Origin of the sequence: Paenibacillus sp. PAMC21692, assembly GCF_014303795.1 — a bacterium.
Classification (GTDB): Bacteria; Bacillota; Bacilli; order Paenibacillales; family Paenibacillaceae; genus Pristimantibacillus; species Pristimantibacillus agaridevorans.
In genome coordinates, this window is sequence record NZ_CP060293.1 from 1,477,076 (window position 1) to 1,494,011 (window position 16,936).

General features: G+C 54.1%; 18 protein-coding genes and 1 other annotated feature. Of the genes, 17 read left to right on the forward strand and 1 reads right to left on the reverse strand.

Annotated elements, in window-relative coordinates:
* The first annotated feature begins 19 nt into the window (after positions 1-19).
* Positions 20-1,804 carry a sensor histidine kinase gene (locus tag H7F31_RS05885; protein ID WP_187103410.1) on the forward strand — a complete coding sequence of 595 codons (1,785 nt, stop codon included), beginning with the start codon at positions 20-22 and terminating at the stop codon, positions 1,802-1,804.
* Positions 1,797-3,395 carry a response regulator gene (locus tag H7F31_RS05890; RefSeq protein ID WP_187103411.1) on the forward strand — a complete coding sequence of 533 codons (1,599 nt, stop codon included), beginning with the start codon at positions 1,797-1,799 and terminating at the stop codon, positions 3,393-3,395. The genes H7F31_RS05885 and H7F31_RS05890 overlap by 8 nt, the downstream gene beginning before the upstream one ends.
* 132 nt (positions 3,396-3,527) lie before the next feature.
* On the opposite strand, the gene H7F31_RS05895 is transcribed toward H7F31_RS05890, so the two are convergent.
* Positions 3,528-3,923 (reverse strand): nucleoside triphosphate pyrophosphohydrolase family protein, encoded by a 396-nt coding sequence (locus H7F31_RS05895; protein ID WP_087570283.1) that lies wholly within the window; start codon positions 3,921-3,923, stop codon positions 3,528-3,530.
* A gap of 209 nt (positions 3,924-4,132) precedes the next feature.
* Between H7F31_RS05895 and H7F31_RS05900 the strand changes: the two genes are divergently transcribed.
* The 15 genes from H7F31_RS05900 to rplA all read left to right on the forward strand — a co-directional run bounded on the left by H7F31_RS05900 (position 4,133) and on the right by rplA (position 16,706).
* Entirely contained in the window at positions 4,133-5,230 is a 1,098-nt protein-coding gene (locus H7F31_RS05900; RefSeq protein WP_087570284.1) for a PIN/TRAM domain-containing protein, read from the forward strand.
* 130 nt (positions 5,231-5,360) lie between these two features.
* Positions 5,361-6,125 (forward strand): 2-C-methyl-D-erythritol 4-phosphate cytidylyltransferase, encoded by a 765-nt coding sequence (gene ispD / locus H7F31_RS05905; RefSeq protein ID WP_187103412.1) that lies wholly within the window; start codon positions 5,361-5,363, stop codon positions 6,123-6,125.
* Entirely contained in the window at positions 6,122-6,598 is a 477-nt protein-coding gene (ispF, locus tag H7F31_RS05910) for a 2-C-methyl-D-erythritol 2,4-cyclodiphosphate synthase (RefSeq protein WP_087570286.1), read from the forward strand. Before ispD ends, ispF begins: the two co-directional genes overlap by 4 nt.
* 39 nt (positions 6,599-6,637) lie before the next feature.
* Positions 6,638-8,098, forward strand: a complete 1,461-nt coding sequence (gltX, locus tag H7F31_RS05915) for a glutamate--tRNA ligase (RefSeq protein ID WP_187103413.1) — start codon at positions 6,638-6,640, stop codon at positions 8,096-8,098.
* A gap of 917 nt (positions 8,099-9,015) precedes the next feature.
* Positions 9,016-9,786 carry a serine O-acetyltransferase gene (gene cysE, locus H7F31_RS05920; protein WP_187103414.1) on the forward strand — a complete coding sequence of 257 codons (771 nt, stop codon included), beginning with the start codon at positions 9,016-9,018 and terminating at the stop codon, positions 9,784-9,786.
* Positions 9,783-11,186, forward strand: coding sequence for a cysteine--tRNA ligase (gene cysS / locus H7F31_RS05925; RefSeq protein ID WP_187103415.1), 1,404 nt, complete (start codon positions 9,783-9,785; stop codon positions 11,184-11,186). Before cysE ends, cysS begins: the two co-directional genes overlap by 4 nt.
* Positions 11,183-11,677, forward strand: a complete 495-nt coding sequence (locus H7F31_RS05930) for a Mini-ribonuclease 3 (protein ID WP_397373948.1) — start codon at positions 11,183-11,185, stop codon at positions 11,675-11,677. Before cysS ends, H7F31_RS05930 begins: the two co-directional genes overlap by 4 nt.
* 53 nt (positions 11,678-11,730) lie before the next feature.
* On the forward strand, positions 11,731-12,489 hold the full coding sequence (rlmB, locus tag H7F31_RS05935) for a 23S rRNA (guanosine(2251)-2'-O)-methyltransferase RlmB (RefSeq protein ID WP_087570290.1): 759 nt from the start codon (positions 11,731-11,733) through the stop codon (positions 12,487-12,489).
* Positions 12,490-12,491: 2 nt separating this feature from the next.
* Complete coding sequence (locus H7F31_RS05940; protein WP_087570291.1) at positions 12,492-13,022, forward strand: NYN domain-containing protein; 531 nt, start codon at positions 12,492-12,494, stop codon at positions 13,020-13,022.
* A 183-nt stretch (positions 13,023-13,205) separates the two neighbouring features.
* On the forward strand, positions 13,206-13,859 hold the full coding sequence (sigH, locus tag H7F31_RS05945) for an RNA polymerase sporulation sigma factor SigH (protein ID WP_087570292.1): 654 nt from the start codon (positions 13,206-13,208) through the stop codon (positions 13,857-13,859).
* Between the two features lie 590 nt (positions 13,860-14,449).
* On the forward strand, positions 14,450-14,599 hold the full coding sequence (rpmG, locus tag H7F31_RS05950) for a 50S ribosomal protein L33 (RefSeq protein WP_082967189.1): 150 nt from the start codon (positions 14,450-14,452) through the stop codon (positions 14,597-14,599).
* 18 nt (positions 14,600-14,617) lie between these two features.
* Positions 14,618-14,827 (forward strand): preprotein translocase subunit SecE, encoded by a 210-nt coding sequence (secE, locus tag H7F31_RS05955; protein WP_087570293.1) that lies wholly within the window; start codon positions 14,618-14,620, stop codon positions 14,825-14,827.
* Positions 14,828-14,851: 24 nt separating this feature from the next.
* The gene (nusG, locus tag H7F31_RS05960; RefSeq protein WP_087570294.1) at positions 14,852-15,385 is read left to right on the forward strand and encodes a transcription termination/antitermination protein NusG; all 534 of its coding nucleotides are present in this window, start codon (positions 14,852-14,854) and stop codon (positions 15,383-15,385) included.
* 65 nt (positions 15,386-15,450) lie between these two features.
* Complete coding sequence (gene rplK, locus H7F31_RS05965; RefSeq protein ID WP_087570295.1) at positions 15,451-15,876, forward strand: 50S ribosomal protein L11; 426 nt, start codon at positions 15,451-15,453, stop codon at positions 15,874-15,876.
* A 137-nt stretch (positions 15,877-16,013) separates the two neighbouring features.
* Positions 16,014-16,706 carry a 50S ribosomal protein L1 gene (gene rplA, locus H7F31_RS05970; RefSeq protein WP_087570296.1) on the forward strand — a complete coding sequence of 231 codons (693 nt, stop codon included), beginning with the start codon at positions 16,014-16,016 and terminating at the stop codon, positions 16,704-16,706.
* 18 nt (positions 16,707-16,724) lie between these two features.
* Positions 16,725-16,886 (forward strand) — a sequence feature (ribosomal protein L10 leader region).
* Positions 16,887-16,936 lie beyond the last annotated feature (50 nt).

The window sequence follows — 16,936 nt, forward strand, 5'->3', positions numbered from 1 at the left end:
GTGGCGAGGGGGAGTATGGATGAAACAAATGAAGCTCGAGCGAAAACTGATTCTCTTTATCGTGATGGCGGCATTGACCACAAGCGTCCTTGGTTATTTGTTCGTCCAGTTCTCTCGCTCACAGTACAATGATCTGATCTATCGCGAATCTTCGGAGAAATTCCATCTTTTTTCGCTACGAATCGAGGAGAAGCTTGAAAATATCGATCGGCTGTCCTTATCCATCATGTCAGATCCCCATATTCAATCCTATCTGCTTACGATCAAAACCGAACCGGGCACATATGAAGCTTACAGCGCCTCGAACAGTCTCAAGCGCAGGCTGCTTTCTTACCAAATATTCGATTATGCGGTAGCTTCTATCGTCATTATCGATAGCAATGGCACGCATCATACCTCTGGACTGCATACGAATCCGATGAACGGGGAGGAGATAGCGCAAGTGGTCGGGAAGGCGGCCGAATTTAAGGGAGCGAGCGTATGGGTCGGCGGCAAGGAGGGATATTTCCAATCGCTGAGGGAGATCCGCGAGGTTAGCGATTATAGCATGGACCCGCTAGGCACACTCGTCTTGCGGGCGCACGCGGATAACATCGTATATTCAAGTCCGGAAGAGGCGAATTATTACGATACGAAGCTGATGATCTCCTCCGATAATCAATTGCTGTTCGCCAGTCCCCATGCCATAGTACCGGAGCAGTTGGCTTATCGGCTTGGCGACAAAGACGCGGAAATCGACACCGACACCGGCTCCTATAAGGTCATCACGATCGAGGGCAGCAAATATTTGGAGGCGCAGTTTACGCTGGATTACACGGGATGGACGTTTACCCAATTAGTTCCCTATGGAACGTTATTTATGGAGATCGAAAAAATGCAGCTGTTGCTGCTTGGATTATATGCGTTGCTGCTGCTTGCCATACTTGCGGCAGGTTTGCGGGTATCGAGGTATATTACGAAGCCGATCGGGAAGCTCATTGATAAAATGGCCGTCGTCGAGAAAGGGAATCTGGAGCTCGATCGGCTGGAGGTTTCCAACCAACGCAATGAAATTACATTGCTCAGCTTATCGTTCGACCGCATGGTCGATCGGCTAAATGAGCTGATCAAAGAAAACTATATTAAGCAGCTTATGCTGCGCAACGCGGAGTATGAGAGGCTGAAATCGCAAATCAATCCGCATTTTCTGTACAATACGCTGGAGTCGATCAACTGGCTGGCGCGAATGAACGGTCAGCTTCAAATTTCGGGCATGGTAAAGGCGCTCGGCAAGCTCCTCAGGCACTCCATAACCGAAAAGCCTTACATTACGATAGGCGAGGAAGCCGACCACCTCGAGCAGTATATTTATATTCAGAGGTTCAGGTTCGAAGAGAGGCTCGACTTTCGCATCGAGATCGACGAGCGTCTGCGTCTGCTCTATATGCCATGCGGCATTCTTCAGCCGATCGTGGAGAATAGCGTCAAATATGCGGTAGAGACTTCTACGGAGCCCTGCCGGATCGTTGTCTTCGCAGAGGAGCGACCGGATCGGCTGGACATTGTCGTTCGCGATACGGGTGGCGGAATGGATCCTCGTTACTTGGAGAAGCTCGAGCGGGGAGAAATTAAAGCGGAAGGTACCGGAGTTGGGCTTAAGAGTATTCATGACCGGCTGCGGCTGTTGTACGGCTCCGGGTTCGGCTTGTCGATCGCAAGCGAGCCGGGCCAGGGAACATCGATTACAATCGCAGTGCCGTACACGCATGAACCGGATTCGTCTGCTTCGATGATTAATCGCTACGAGGTGATAGCACATGACTAACGAGTCATATCGAGTAATGGTGGTCGACGACGAGAGGATTATACGCGAAGGCATCGCTTCCCTGGTGGATTGGCAGGGCATGGGGCTGGAGCTGGCGGGCTGCCTGAAGGATGGAGCGGCAGCGCTGGAAGAGATGGAGCAGCTGAGGCCCGATATCGTCATTACGGATATCAAGATGCCCCGCATGGACGGGCTGGAGCTGATCAAGCAAGCCAAGGAGCGGTTTCCCGATATGAAGTTCGTGGTATTGTCGGGGTACGGGGAATTCCGGTTCGCCAGCCAAGCCATGAAGCACGGCGTCAAACATTATATTCTCAAGCCATGCGATGAGCATGATATTAAGAAGGTATTGACGGACATTGTCAATGAACTGGATGTAGAATCGCGCGAGCGCAAGGCATTAGGGCAAATGGAGCGGATGCTCTCCGAAGTAGTGCCGAGAGCCCGCGAGAAGTTGTTGTCCGATTATTTGCTCGGCCGGATGACGGACGACGAAACGGCGGACTATCTCGAACAGGTTCGTCTTCATGACGGAGAAGGCATGCTGCGCCTGCTGGCATGCAGGACGGAGACGGAATTGCGGTACGAGGAAGCGAAGAAGCTCATACCGCTGATCGTCGAACATCTCGGCGAAAAACATGTAAAGCATTACGCCGTTATTCACCAGGTCATGGTACTGCTCGTAGCGAATTATTCCAAGACGGATCTTCTTGAACGGATGGAATACACGACAACACGCCTCGAATCGGAAGCGGGAAGCAAGTTCATTTGGTCGATAGGACGCGAGGGCGCCATGACGGACATGCCTCGCGCTTTCGAGGATGCCATGCGGCATATGGAACAAGCTTATTATTTGGGCGAACGCTCCATTACGGCATTGCGGACGGAGGGATCTGTCGACAAGGCCGAGTCGCCCGCGGTGTTCGCTGCGGCCGAGCTGGATCATTATTCCGGCATATTGGACCACATTCGGATCGGGTCCAGAGAGGGATTGAACAAGGAACTCGCGGCGTTATTTTCTAAATTGAGACAGCTGCGGCTGTCTATCGGAACGACAACCGGCATTAGCATCGACTTGATTGCGATCTTGCACAAACAATGCGTTCCCAATCCAACCAACGAATATTTGAATCATACGGTGCCGATTCTCCAGATGAAGACGCTGGGGGAAGTGGAGAGGTATATTTCCGAGGAGGCCCACTCCATTTTGGATAAGTATTACGGCACGCCGGCGGCGAGGGGCAAAATGGCGGCCCATCGGATGGCCCGGTACGTTCATGACAATCTGGAGCGGGAGGAGCTGTCCTTGCAATGGCTTGCGAAACATAAGCTGTTTATGAATCCCGATTATTTGGGCAAGTTGTTTCGCAAGGAAATGAAGATGAGCTTTCCGCAGTATGTAGCCAAGGCGCGCATCGAAAAAGCAAAAGAAGCGATCGCGCGCTCCGGCGACTACAAAATTTATGAACTGGCCGAGATGTCGGGGATGGGGAGCGATCCCAAATATTTCAGCAATTTGTTTAAAAAACAGACGGGCTGCACGCCGCAGGAGTATAAGTCCCGCATCGCTGCGGAACGGAAGGGGGGATAAATTCTGAAATCAGGGCGTCAATGAAACGGGAAGAAGAAAAAAGGGCTGAGGCGGTTGCCTCAAGCCCTTATTGTCGTTTGTGCGAGCCCATTTGGGCGATTGATCATAAACGGACTTTTTGAACAACCCCGCTTAAGTCAAGTTGAACAGTCCGAGAGTCGAGCATTTGTCGTATTCGTCCGCGACGACTTCGTCCAGCTGGATCTGAAGCAAGTTGCAGAGCGCCGTCATATAAAACAAATTGCGACCCAGCTCGCTCTTCAGCACTTCGTTGCAATGTTCGCACAACGCTCCCGATAGATGGCTTTGCAACGTTTCCTTGGCATTCTCAAGCTCGTGTGTGTCGGAATACTGCTGCTTCCTCGCATTCAATTCGATACAGCCGCAGTCTGTTACGGCCTTGCTGACAGCACGGTTTACCGACGCGCCGGATTGACCGAACTTTGACATCACGTCAAGCAAGCTGCGATGCCGCAGCAACAGCTCAGATACCTGCTGCTGGAATTGATCCAATGTTGGAGCATTCATAGATTCCACCTCAAATCACCGCCTTATAGTAGTCGTCACTATTTCCATTATAATGCTCTCGCACATGGTTTTCCACATGCCAGAAGTTGCAGACTGAATCCGGGGCGCGTCCTTAAGGGGCGCAGGTCAGGAAACTTTTGGCGAAAAAGGGCAGGGGGACGATTAGAGGGCGAAAGATTGGAACATAATTGTAATGGAGGTGAACCATTATGGTGATTAGAAGAATGATACAACTTATTGGATTATGGTTTGGCGCGATGGCCGGCAGCGAAGTATACGGATGGGGGAGCGGCGCGGCCGCATGGTCCACTCCGTCCTATGGCATGCTGCAATCCGGCACTTATTACATGAATGTGGCGCTCGGAGCCGTGTTTGGCGTTATTATGGCTTCGGTGCTGGCGGGACCGATCGTTCGATCCTTACACAAAGGCGTGGACGCGATAACGGACATGCCGATCAGGCAATTGCTCATCGGCACAGGCGGCCTTCTGGCAGGCTTGCTGCTTGCGGTCATGCTGTATCCCGTCGTCGCCGATCTGAGCGGTATCGGCAATCTGCTGCCCGCGGTCATGGCGCTGGCGTTCGGCTTCGTCGGTCTGCGGATCGGCGTGCTAAAGCAGGAGGAGATCGCGGCAGGCTTCGCGGCGCTGCTGGAGAAGCCCAAGCCCGTGTCTGCCTCGCCTGAAGCGAAGGGCTTCGAAGAGCACAAAATTCTGGATACGAGCGTCATCATCGACGGGCGGATCGCGGATATTTGCAAGACGGGATTCATTGAGGGAACGCTGGTCATTCCTGAATTCGTGCTTGAAGAGCTGCAGCATATCGCGGATTCCTCGGATCTGCTCAAACGCAACAGGGGTCGCAGAGGTCTCGATATTCTGAATAAGATTCAGAAGGAGCTCGACGTCAAAGTGCTGATCTACGAAGGGGACTTCGAGGAGATCGGCGAGGTCGACAGCAAACTGGTCAAGCTCGCGAAGGCTCTGCGCGGCAAGGTCGTCACCAACGACTTTAACCTGAATAAGGTGTGCGAGCTGCAGGGCGTGTCGGTTCTGAACATTAACGATCTTGCCAATGCCGTCAAGCCGGTCGTTCTTCCGGGTGAGGAAATTATCGTTCAAGTGATCAAGGACGGCAAGGAGCACGGCCAGGGCGTCGCTTATCTGGACGATGGCACGATGATCGTGGTGGAGGGCGGACGCGACTACATCGGCACGACGATGGAGGTGCTTGTAACGAGCGTGCTTCAGACGTCAGCGGGAAGAATGATTTTTGCCAAGCCGAAGCTGTTGGAAAAAGCGTTGTAAAAAGGTATGATAGTATTCAAGGTGCCATAACGGCACATGGAATATAATCGTACATATGGTAAGCGTTCGAAAGGTTCGGTTTTGGCGGACTTTTTGAACCTCATATACAAGGCTAAGGCAGGTAGAGGGCATGGCGGAGAAGTGGGGCGTTGTCATTGTGGCGGCCGGTCGCGGCACGCGCATGGGAACGCGCGAAAGCAAGCAATACTTGCGGCTTGCGGACAAGCCGATTCTGGTCCATACGCTGGAGCTGTTCCAGCGGATGGACCTTATTCGCGAGATCGCGCTTGTTGTTGGCGGCGAGGATATCGATAGATGCAGTCGCTGGGCCCGCGAGTATGGGCTGACGAAGGTGACGCATGTGCTTGAAGGCGGTGCGGAGCGCCAACATTCCGTGCTGCGGGGGCTGCGGGCGCTTGAGGACTGCGATTGGGTTATGGTGCATGATGGCGTAAGGCCGCTCGTTACCGAAGCGTCGGTCGCTGCCTGCTGCGAGACCGCGATTGCTAGCGGAGCGTCGGTGCTGGCCGTGCCCGTAAAGGACACGATCAAGCAGGTGGACGCCGTCGGCGTGATCACGGCGACGCCCGACCGACGCGGCTTATGGGCGATTCAGACGCCGCAGGCGTTTCGCCGGGAGCTGCTCGTGAAAGCTCATGAGCGTGCGGAAGCGGAGGGATTCCTCGGCACCGACGACGCAATGGTCGTCGAGCGGCTGGGGCACCCCGTGACGGTAACGGAAGGGGATTACACGAATATAAAAATTACGACGCCCGAGGATTTGCCGTACGCGGAATTTCTGCTGGCTCGGCGCAAGGACATGTCCGGCAGTTGCGGTTCGCCGGACGTCCCGGATCGCGAGCCGGGGGCTTCGCATGGAGGAGAAACGAGATGATTAGAGTAGGACAAGGATTCGACGTCCATCAGTTGGCGGAAGGCAGACCTTGTATTATCGGGGGCGTGACGATTCCGTACGAGAAGGGGTTGCTCGGCCATTCCGACGCGGACGTGCTGCTTCATGCGATCAGCGACGCCATCCTTGGCGCGCTGGGGCTGGGCGATATCGGCAAGCACTTCCCGGATACGGACGAGGCGTTTAAGGATGCCGACAGCGTAGTGCTCCTGGAGCGCGTTTGGGCGATGGCCAAGGAACGGGGCTTCAAGCTCGGCAATATCGATTCCACGATTATCGCGCAACGGCCGAAGATGCTGCCGTATATCCCGCAGATGGCGGAGGTCATTGCCAGAACGCTGGAGGCGGACGTATCGCTGGTAAACGTGAAGGCGACAACGACGGAGCAGCTTGGTTTTGCCGGCCGGGGCGAAGGCATCGCGGCGCAATCGGTGGTTTGTTTGGTGGCCGTATAGGCAGGCGTTTAAATTTACGATTGTGGGGAGTGGCTCATCATGACAACGGAAGTGCGCGTAAGATATGCGCCGTCGCCGACGGGGCATCTGCATATTGGCAATGCGAGAACGGCCTTATTCAATTATTTATTCGCAAGAAATTTGGGCGGCAAATTCATTATCCGGATCGAGGACACGGACGTAAAGCGCAACGTGGCGGGCGGAGAAGAGAACCAGCTTACCTACTTGAAGTGGCTCGGCATTAATTGGGACGAAAGCATTGACGTTGGCGGCGGCTACGGCCCGTATCGCCAGACGGAACGGCTCGACCTGTACAGGGAGTATTGGCAGGAGCTGCTGGACAAAGGCCTTGCTTACCGCTGCTATTGCACGGAAGAGGAGCTGGAGCAGGAACGCGAGGAGCAGCAAGCGCGCGGCGAAACGCCGCGGTATTCCGGACGTCACCGCAATCTGACAGCGGAGCAGCAGGCGGCGTTCGAGGCGGAAGGCCGTGTCGCGAGCATTCGCTTCCGGGTGCCGGAAGGCCGCTCGTATACGTTCGACGATATGGTTAAGGGCGCCATCACGTTCGATACGGCGGAGATGGGCGACTTCGTCATCGTCAAGAAGGACGGTATTCCGACGTATAACTTCGCGGTCGTGCTCGACGATCATCTGATGAAGATCAGCCATGTTCTGCGCGGCGAGGACCATATTTCCAATACGCCCCGCCAGCTTATGATCTACGAAGCGTTCGGCTGGGAGCCGCCGGTTTTCGCGCATATGACGCTGATCGTGAACGAAAGCCGCAAGAAGCTGAGCAAGCGCGACGAATCCATCATTCAGTTCATCGAGCAGTATGACGACCTTGGCTACTTGCCGGAGGCGATGTTCAATTTCATCGCGCTGCTGGGCTGGTCGCCGGAGGGCGAGCAGGAGATGTTCACGCGCGAAGAGCTGGTAAACGCGTTCGACGCCGACCGCTTGAGCAAGAGCCCGGCCGTGTTCGATACGCAGAAGCTAAGCTGGATGAACAATGAATATATTAAAAAAGCCGACTTGGAGCGTATCGTCGACCTGTGCCTGCCTCATCTGAAGAAGGCGGGCTGCATCCCGGACGCGCTGGACGGCGAAGGACGCGAATGGGTGACGGCGCTGGTCGCGCTTCACCAGGACAAGCTGCGCTGCGCGTCTGACATCGTCCCGGTGACGGAGCTGTTTTTCCGCGAAGAGGTGGCGGACGAGGAAGAAGCGACCGCCGTGCTGGCGGAAGAACAGGTGCCGGCCGTTCTGTCGGCTTTCCTGGGGCTGCTCGAGAGCGATGCTGCGGAATTCTCTGCGGATGGCATCAAGGATATGATCAAGACCGTGCAGAAAGATACGGGGCATAAGGGCAAAGCGCTGTTTATGCCGATCCGCGCGGCGATCACCGGTCAGACGCATGGTCCGGATCTCAACCAGTCTATCGTGCTTCTCGGCAAGCCGAAGGTGCTTGCCCGTCTGAAGGAAAGGCTGGGTTAGAGGGGGCGGCAATAACTTTGCTTGCACTTTCCCGACGATCCGGTATACTATGACTATTATTAATTATCGGCTATGATCAGGAGAAGTACGTTAATCTGTGGATTGTCAGAGAGGGCAACCGTCATGAGAATCCGTAGGCAGTGATTGCATTTGCTGCGCGCGGAAGAGGACAGTGCTGGAAGTTGCCTAATCCGCTGGAACGGAACATGCACCTGGGAGCCTTGCTCCGAGCTGCTGCCCCTCGCGAATACGGACGATTGGTCCGGACGGAGGCAGTCAGGGTAGGCGGCAACGCATTGCCTGCGTTACGGGCTTCGAGACGAGCGGCCGCGCTTTCCGGATATTCCCCGGACAACGCCCGTTCAAGCAGAGTGGGACCGCGATCATAACGCCTCTGCAGCACAGGATGCTGCGGAGGTTTTTTTGTTTTCAGGAAACTATGCACATAATCGAGCTGGGACCCTTGTATTCGAGATGGCGCATGAGTATGAAAAATCATATACAGTCGAGCTGAAAAGGTGGCTTCGAGGCATGCGAGTATGAAAATTCATACACAATGGAGCTGGAACCCTGGATTCGAAGCAGATGAGTATGAAAAATCATACACAATGGAGCTGGAACCCCGGATTCGAGGCGGATGAGTATGAAAAATCATACACAATGGAGCTGGAACCCTGGATTCGAAGCAGTTGAGTATGAAAAATCATACACAATGGTGCTGGAACCCTGGATTCGAAGCAGTTGAGTATGAAAAATCATACTCATGGAGCTGGAAGCGATTTTGTCGGTTTCAAAAAAAGTCCTCGCTGATAGAGAAAATCTGCGCATGTCGAGCTTATATGGGGTATAAGAGTGTAAGCTCCCGTCCGTGCGTCGCAGAGACGAAGGCAGGCAATTTGGAAGGGGGAGGAACGGATATGTTTCGCCATTTTCGCTCGGATGTCAAGACGGTGTTCGAAAATGATCCTGCGGCTCGCAGCAGGTTCGAAGTTATCTTTACGTATTCCGGCGTACATGCCATCTGGGCGCATCGTGTGTCGCATGCCCTCTATCGGAGAAAATGGTTCACGCTGGCCAGAATCATCTCACAGACGAGCCGGTTCTTTACCGGGATCGAGATTCACCCCGGCGCTACGATCGGACAGCGGCTCTTTATCGATCATGGCATGGGCGTGGTGATCGGGGAGACATGCGAGATAGGGGACGACGTCGTTATCTATCAAGGCGTGACGCTCGGCGGCACGGGCAAGGAGAAGGGCAAGCGGCATCCCACGATCGGCAACAATGTCGTCATAGGCTCCGGGGCCAAAGTATTGGGATCGTTCCGCGTGGGCGATAATTCCAATATAGGCTCCAACGCCGTCGTTCTGCGCGAGGTTCCGGATAATTGCACGGTCGTAGGCAATCCGGGGCGCGTCGTCAGACGGAACGGAGAAAGGGTGGGCGATCGGCTCGACCATACGCAGCTGCCCGATCCGGTCATCGAGATGTTCCGGGCGATGCAGGGCGAGATCAACGGTCTCAAGGATGAAGTGGGGCGGCTGACGTCCGCAGGAGAGGGCGCGCCGGCTACCGTTCGGGCAATTGCGCCGGCCAAAGCGGAGAACGGCGCGCAGGGCCGCCCCGCGAACGAGGTCAAGGAAACCATGCAGAAGGAATTGCAAGAGGGAGGCAAGAGCAAAGTATGACGATATCCATCTATAACTCGCTCAAGCAGGCCAAGGAGCCATTTGCTCCGCAGGAAGCGGGCAAAGTGAAGATGTATGTATGCGGACCAACGGTATATGACTATATTCATATCGGCAACGCGAGACCCGTCATTTTTTTCGACGTTGTTCGCCGCTATCTGGAGTATGCGGGGTATGAAGTCAATTACGTCAGCAACTTCACGGATGTCGACGACAAGCTGATTCGCAAAGCGGAGCAGCTTGGCACGGACGTGCCGCATGTGGCGGAAAAATTTATAGAGGCCTTTTACGAGGACATCGAGTCGCTGGGCGTGCGAAAGGCGACGCTTAATCCGCGCGTTATGGACCATATTCCGGAGATCATCGACTTTATAGCTGGTCTGGTTGATAAAGGTTACGCGTATCCAAGCGAAGGGGATGTCTACTTCCGAACGGCGAAGTTCGAAGAGTACGGCAAGCTGTCCCATCAGAAGATCGACGAGCTCCAATTCGGCATTCGCATCGAGATCGGCGAGCGCAAGGAGCATCAAGGCGACTTCGTGCTCTGGAAAGGCGCCAAGCCCGGCGAGATCAAGTGGGATAGCCCTTGGGGGCCGGGCCGTCCGGGCTGGCATATCGAATGCTCCGCGATGGCGCGCAAATATCTCGGCGATACGCTTGATATCCACGGCGGCGGACACGATCTGCAATTCCCGCATCACGAATGCGAGGTGGCCCAGTCCGAATCGCTGACAGGCAAGCCGCTGTCTAATTACTGGATGCATAACGGCTACATTCATATCAACAATGAGAAAATGTCGAAGTCGCTCGGCAACGGGATTACGGTTCAAGAGATCGTCAAACGCGTCAAGCCGGAAGCGATTCGGTACTTTATGCTGTCGACGCATTACCGGAGTCCGTTGAACTTCAGCGACGAATCCATTGCGCAAGCGACAAACAGCGTGGAGCGCATCGCGATCTGCTATGCCAATCTGCAGCACCGCCTTGCGGCCGAAGGGATGGCTGGTCCGGTCGATGATGCGCTCGCGGGCAAGCTTGCGCAGCTCGCGGATCAATTCGCGGCGAAGATGGGCGACGACTTCAACACGCCGGACGCCATTACCGCCGTGTTCGAACTGGTGAGCGAAGCTAATCTCTACATCAACCGCCCGGAGGCGAACGTGGCGGGGCTGAAAGCTCTGATCGCGCTGATGGAGCGTTTCGACAGCGTGCTCGGCCTGCTCCAGCGTCAAGAGGACGCCGATTCGCTCGCGGAAGAAGTAGAAGCTCTGATTCTCGAGAGGACCGAGGCTCGCAAGTCGAAGAACTGGACGCGGGCCGACGAGATTCGGGATCGGTTAAACGAGATGAATATCGTCCTTGAGGATACGCCGCAAGGCATCAGGTGGCGGCGCAAATGATGGAGCATCCTAACGAGAACAATCAAGAACCGATTGAGAAGGCGGGGAGAATCGGCGAGGAGAAGGCATCGCCTGCCGCGTCCTTCTCCAATCCCCTCGCCATACACGCGCCCGGCAAGAAGAGCGGCCTCATCAATCCCGTCGTACTGGCGTACATGGGAGATGCCGTTTTCGAATTGCTTGTGAGGCAATACCTGATCTCGCTTCCCAACAACAAGTCGCATCATCTGCATCAAGAGGCGACTAAGAGGGTGTCTGCGAAAGCGCAGCGCCTGCAGTTGGAGCGTCTGCAGCCGCTCCTGACCGAAGAGGAAGCCGATATGGTGCGCCGAGGGCGCAACACGAAGTCGGGGGCGCCTCCGAAAAATGCGGACCCGGCCGATTACCGTCAGGCGACCGCGCTGGAATGTTTATTCGGCTATTTGTACTTCGAAGGGCGCATGGAACGGATCGGCGAGCTGATGCGCGTAGCCCTTGGAGAGGACGAATAGTCCGGTGATTGGCGAAAGCAGGCATAGACTGGCAAGAATGAAGGAGGGCTACCATGTCCGAACATAATGGGCAAGAAGAAGAAATCATCGCCGGGAAACATCCCGTGCTGGAAGCGCTCCGTTCGGGACGCGAGATCAATAAAATATGGATTGCCGAGGGCTCCCAGAAAAGCGTGACGGGACCCATTACGGCGGAGGCCAAGGCGCTTGGCATCGTTGTTCAATTCGTGGACAAGCGCAAGCTGGACGCCATGGCCGCAGGCGTTGCCCACCAGGGCGTAATTGCCCAAGCCGCGGCGTTCGACTATGTCGAGGTCGACGATATTCTGGCTATCGCGGAGAAGAAGGGCGAGACGCCGTTTATCCTCGTTCTCGACGAGATCGAGGACCCGCATAATCTAGGCTCCATTTTGCGTACGGCGGAGTGCACGGGGGTGCACGGCGTCGTCATTCCGAAGCGCCGTTCGGCCAGCTTGACCGCTACCGTGCTTAAGACGTCGGCGGGCGCCGCGGAGCACGTCGCCGTCGCTCGCGTGACGAACCTCGCCCAGACCATCGAGAAGCTCAAAGAAGCGGGCGTTTGGGTAGCTGGCACGGATGTGTCGGCCGCTCAGGATGTATACAAATCGAAGTTCGACATGCCGCTTGCGATTGTCATCGGCAACGAGAGCAAGGGCATGGGCCGCTTGATCAAAGAAAAATGCGATTTTCTTGTCAAGCTTCCCATGCTAGGCCGTTTGAATTCCCTTAACGCCTCGGTAGCGGCAGGCGTGTTGATGTACGAGGTTGTCAGGCAGAGACGGGGTCAATAGCGATGAATCGGCCCAATGATGTGCTCCTGGTCGACGGCTACAATATAATCGGGGCGTGGCCGGTCCTGGAGAAGCTCAAGGAGTCGGATCTGGAGGACGCGCGAGACAAGCTCCTCGATATGCTGGCCGACTATCAGGGGTTCTCGGGCATGGAGATCTACGTCATCTTCGATGCGCATCAGGTACCCGGACTCGGAGCCACATACAAGCAGCATAAGCTTACCGTCGTGTACACGAAGGAGAAGGAGACGGCGGACGAATGCATCGAGCGGCTATGCAGCGAGCTGATGGTCAGGAGACGCAGCATCTACGTGGCGACTTCGGATCTTGTCGAGCAGCATGTGGCATTCGGCAAGGGAGCGCTGAGACTGTCTGCCCGGGAGCTGCTGATCGACATTAATCAGAACCGGAAGCTGATCGAGCAGAACATTCGGGAGCGGGAGACGAAGCCGATTCGCCGCAACTCGGTCGACGAGAATGTCAGCCTCGACGTCTGGAGCAAGCTTGAACGACTTCGCCGCGGAGAGGAATAAGTTATCTACCAGTCAGGGACATTTTTCCACAACGTGTCATATTGTTACATTTTTGCTAGAAATACGATAGGTTTCGGGGTGTGGTTCTGTTGACGTTGCAAGGTTACATAATGTATACTGACTCTATGTTTCTATCTGTTGAATCTAGCGCGGTGTACGCCTTGCAGGCCGGAGGGATAGTGTGTGAGTTACGACCTCAAAGAATGGAGTACGCTCGAATATGAGTGCAGTACGGACGAGGACATCGTAGAGGCGGTCCGTAACGGCGACAGCATTGCGTTGGAATATTTGATTAACAAATATAAGAACTTTGTGCGGGCGAAGGCCCGTTCCTACTTCCTAATCGGAGCCGATCGCGAAGATATCGTCCAGGAAGGCATGATCGGCCTGTACAAGGCGATCCGAGACTTCAAGGGCGACAAGCTCGCGAGCTTTAAGGCATTCGCTGAGCTCTGCATTACCAGGCAGATCATTACCGCGATCAAGACGGCCACGAGGCAGAAGCATATCCCCCTCAACTCCTACGTTTCCCTGGACAAGCCTATCTACGACGAGGATTCCGACCGAACGCTGCTTGATGTCATTTGCGGCACTCGCGTATCCGACCCCGAAGAGCTGATCATTAACCAGGAAGAATTCATCGGTCTTGAAGACAAGATGGCGGAGATTTTGAGCGATTTGGAACGCAAGGTTCTAATGCTGTATCTGGACGGAAGATCCTATCAGGAGATCGCCGTTGATCTCGATCGTCACGTAAAGTCGATAGACAACGCGCTTCAGCGAGTAAAGCGCAAGCTGGAGAAGTATTTGGAGATTCGCGATTTTGGAGGAGTATAGCTCCGCGGTTCCGGCATAGAGGACGTTTTGACGACTGGACTTGCAGGACGAGGATGTCGTCATCGTTTTAAGACAACGGACTGTCTTGGCCATCTGATCAACGTTTCAGGGGGCGAAGACAGTCCATTGGTTTATATGGAGGAGCATTCGGTCATACTGTGTAGAGATAGTTCAAAAAGTCCGCTTCCCATCACGAAGTATGCCACGGGGCATAGTCGACTTCGAATATTGAATTCAGGCGAAACTAAGCAAATGCTTACGAAGTATGTTTCCTTCGGAAACATTGCAGGTGCTCACGTAGCTACCACTACGCTCCGCTCCTCAGTTTCTACCTTCTTTCAATCTTCTCGGTGCTGAAAACCGAACTTTTTGAACTCGCAATGATAGAATTCAGAGATCGATGCCAATATTTCGCAAGTCAGTAACGGGATGCATGCGTTGACACGACATAGCCCTTGTGATAAAGTGTTTAGGTAGGCCTGCAAACGGGTTCTTTTTTTGTTTGGCCGAAGTATTGGCGATGGAATCAATAAACTTGACTATAGAGTTTCGCGATTCGTATTTTTTAGCAGTTCGGGAGGTGTAATTCAATGCGGGTAATCATCACGTTGGCATGCACAAACTGCAAACAAAGAAACTATGCGACAACCAAGAACAAACGTAATCACCCCGACCGCATCGAGTTGAAGAAGTTTTGCAAGTTCTGTAACGAGCAGACTCCTCATCGCGAGACGAGATAGTCCATTGGAGGTGTAACCGTGACATTTTTGGCCAAACTGAAGCAAGGCTTTGGAACGACGTTTAGTTTTTTTGCCGACAGCTGGGCGGAACTGAAGAAGGTTCGCTGGCCAAGTCGTAAGGAGTTGACGAGCTATTCCATCGTCGTCTTGCTGACAGTTGTCGCTGTGACGATTTACTTCTGGCTTCTTGACATCGGAATCTCTGAATTGGTTCAACTCATTGTCTAATAAGGGACCAAAGGTGGATTTGTGATGGAAAAAAGATGGTATGTCGTACACACTTACTCCGGCTACGAGAACAAGGTGAAAGCCAACTTGGAGCGCCGGGTTGAATCGATGGGCATGGAAGACAAGATCTTTCGCGTGCTCGTTCCTATGGAAGACGAAGTGGTAGAAAAGGACGGAAAGAAGAAAACCGTCCAACGCAAGGTCTACCCTGGCTACGTTCTCGTAGAGATGGTTCAAACCGACGATTCGTGGTACGTTGTTCGCAATACGCCGGGAGTAACGGGATTTGTAGGTTCGACGGGCTCCGGTTCCAAGCCGACTCCTCTGCTGCCTGACGAAGTGGATCAGATTCTGAAACACATGGGCATGGAAGAGCCGAAGCCGAAGATCGAATTCGATCTAAAGGAAACGGTTCGCGTCAAAGTTGGTCCTTTTGCGGACTTTGTCGGATCGGTAGAAGAAATTTTGCTGGACAAGGCGAAGCTGAAGGTTCACGTCAACATGTTTGGCAGGGAAACCCCGCTTGAGCTGGATTACACTCAGGTGGAGAAGATATAATTATCCGGTTTCCGGAGCAAACTCGCTGACGCGGGTTTGTATATCAGGGCAAGGAGGTGTGAATCATGGCAAAAAAGGTCATCAAGATGGTCAAACTGCAAGTTCCTGCAGGCAAAGCGAATCCGGCTCCTCCAATCGGTCCGGCACTGGGTCAAGCAGGCGTTAACATCATGGCGTTCTGTAAAGAATTCAACGCTCGCACGGCGGATCAAGCAGGTCTGATTATTCCAGTCGTGATCACGGTATTCGAGGACCGTTCCTTCACATTCGAGACGAAGACTCCACCGGCAGCAGTATTGCTTCGCGTGGCAGCTGGTATCGAGAAGGGTTCCGGCGAACCGAACAAGAAAAAAGTCGCAACTGTGAAGCGTGACAAAGTTCGCGAAATCGCAGAAACGAAGATGCAGGATCTGAACGCAGCTTCTGTTGAGGCGGCAATGCGTATGGTTGAAGGTACTGCCCGCAGCATGGGTATCTCCATCGCCGACTAATGGGGGAACGTCCATCGGGACGGGAAACCCAAGGTGTCTTCGAAGGCACCGACGCTTGGCGAAGCATGAGCTTCGCGAGGTGGGAGGATCGGTCCCAGGAGGCCGTTCCGTTATAACCACAAAGGAGGACAATTTCAATGGCTAAACACGGCAAGAAATATGCAGAAGCAGCCAAGCTGATCGACAGCGAAGCCACTTACGAGCCGGCTGAAGCAATCGAGCTTGTAAAGAAAACGGCAACTGCCAAGTTCGACGAATCCGTCGAAGTGGCCGTTCGTCTGGGCGTAGACCCACGTAAACAAGACCAAGCGGTACGCGGCGTTGTCGTACTTCCGCATGGCACAGGCAAAACAAAACGCGTTCTCGTTTTCGCAAAAGGCGAAAAAGTGAAAGAAGCGGAAGCTGCAGGCGCTGACTATGTCGGCGACGCAGACATGATCAACAAAATCCAACAAGGCTGGTTCGAATTCGACGTCTGCGTAGCAACGCCGGACATGATGGCTGAAGTTGGTAAGCTCGGTCGTATCCTGGGCGGTAAGGGCCTCATGCCTAACCCGAAAGCAGGTACGGTAACGTTCGACGTTGCCAAGGCCGTTCAAGAAATCAAAGCAGGTAAGATCGAGTACCGTCTGGACAAAGCGGGTCAAATCCACGCTCCAATCGGCAAAGTATCGTTCGACGCTGAAAAGCTGAACGAAAACCTGAAAGCTCTGATCGACGCTCTGGTGCGCGCTAAACCGGCTGCTGCCAAAGGCGTTTACCTGAAAAACATCGCCGTTTCCTCCACGATGGGCCCTGGCGCTCGCGTATCAACTGCTAGCTACCGCTAAGCAAAAAGGAAACGACACTAAATTCGAATACGCATACCGTAGACAGTAGGTGTCCGGAAGGACTTAATTTCCTACCGAGGTGTTATGATAATACGTTAATGAAGTCGCGGCCTGCCGCATGTACTTGATAACGACATCATGGCCTTCGCAGTGTCTGCGAAGGCCTTTTCTCATGCACCCAAGGAGAAGGAAATTTATCGTATCACGGCATGTAAAATTTAACGGGAGGT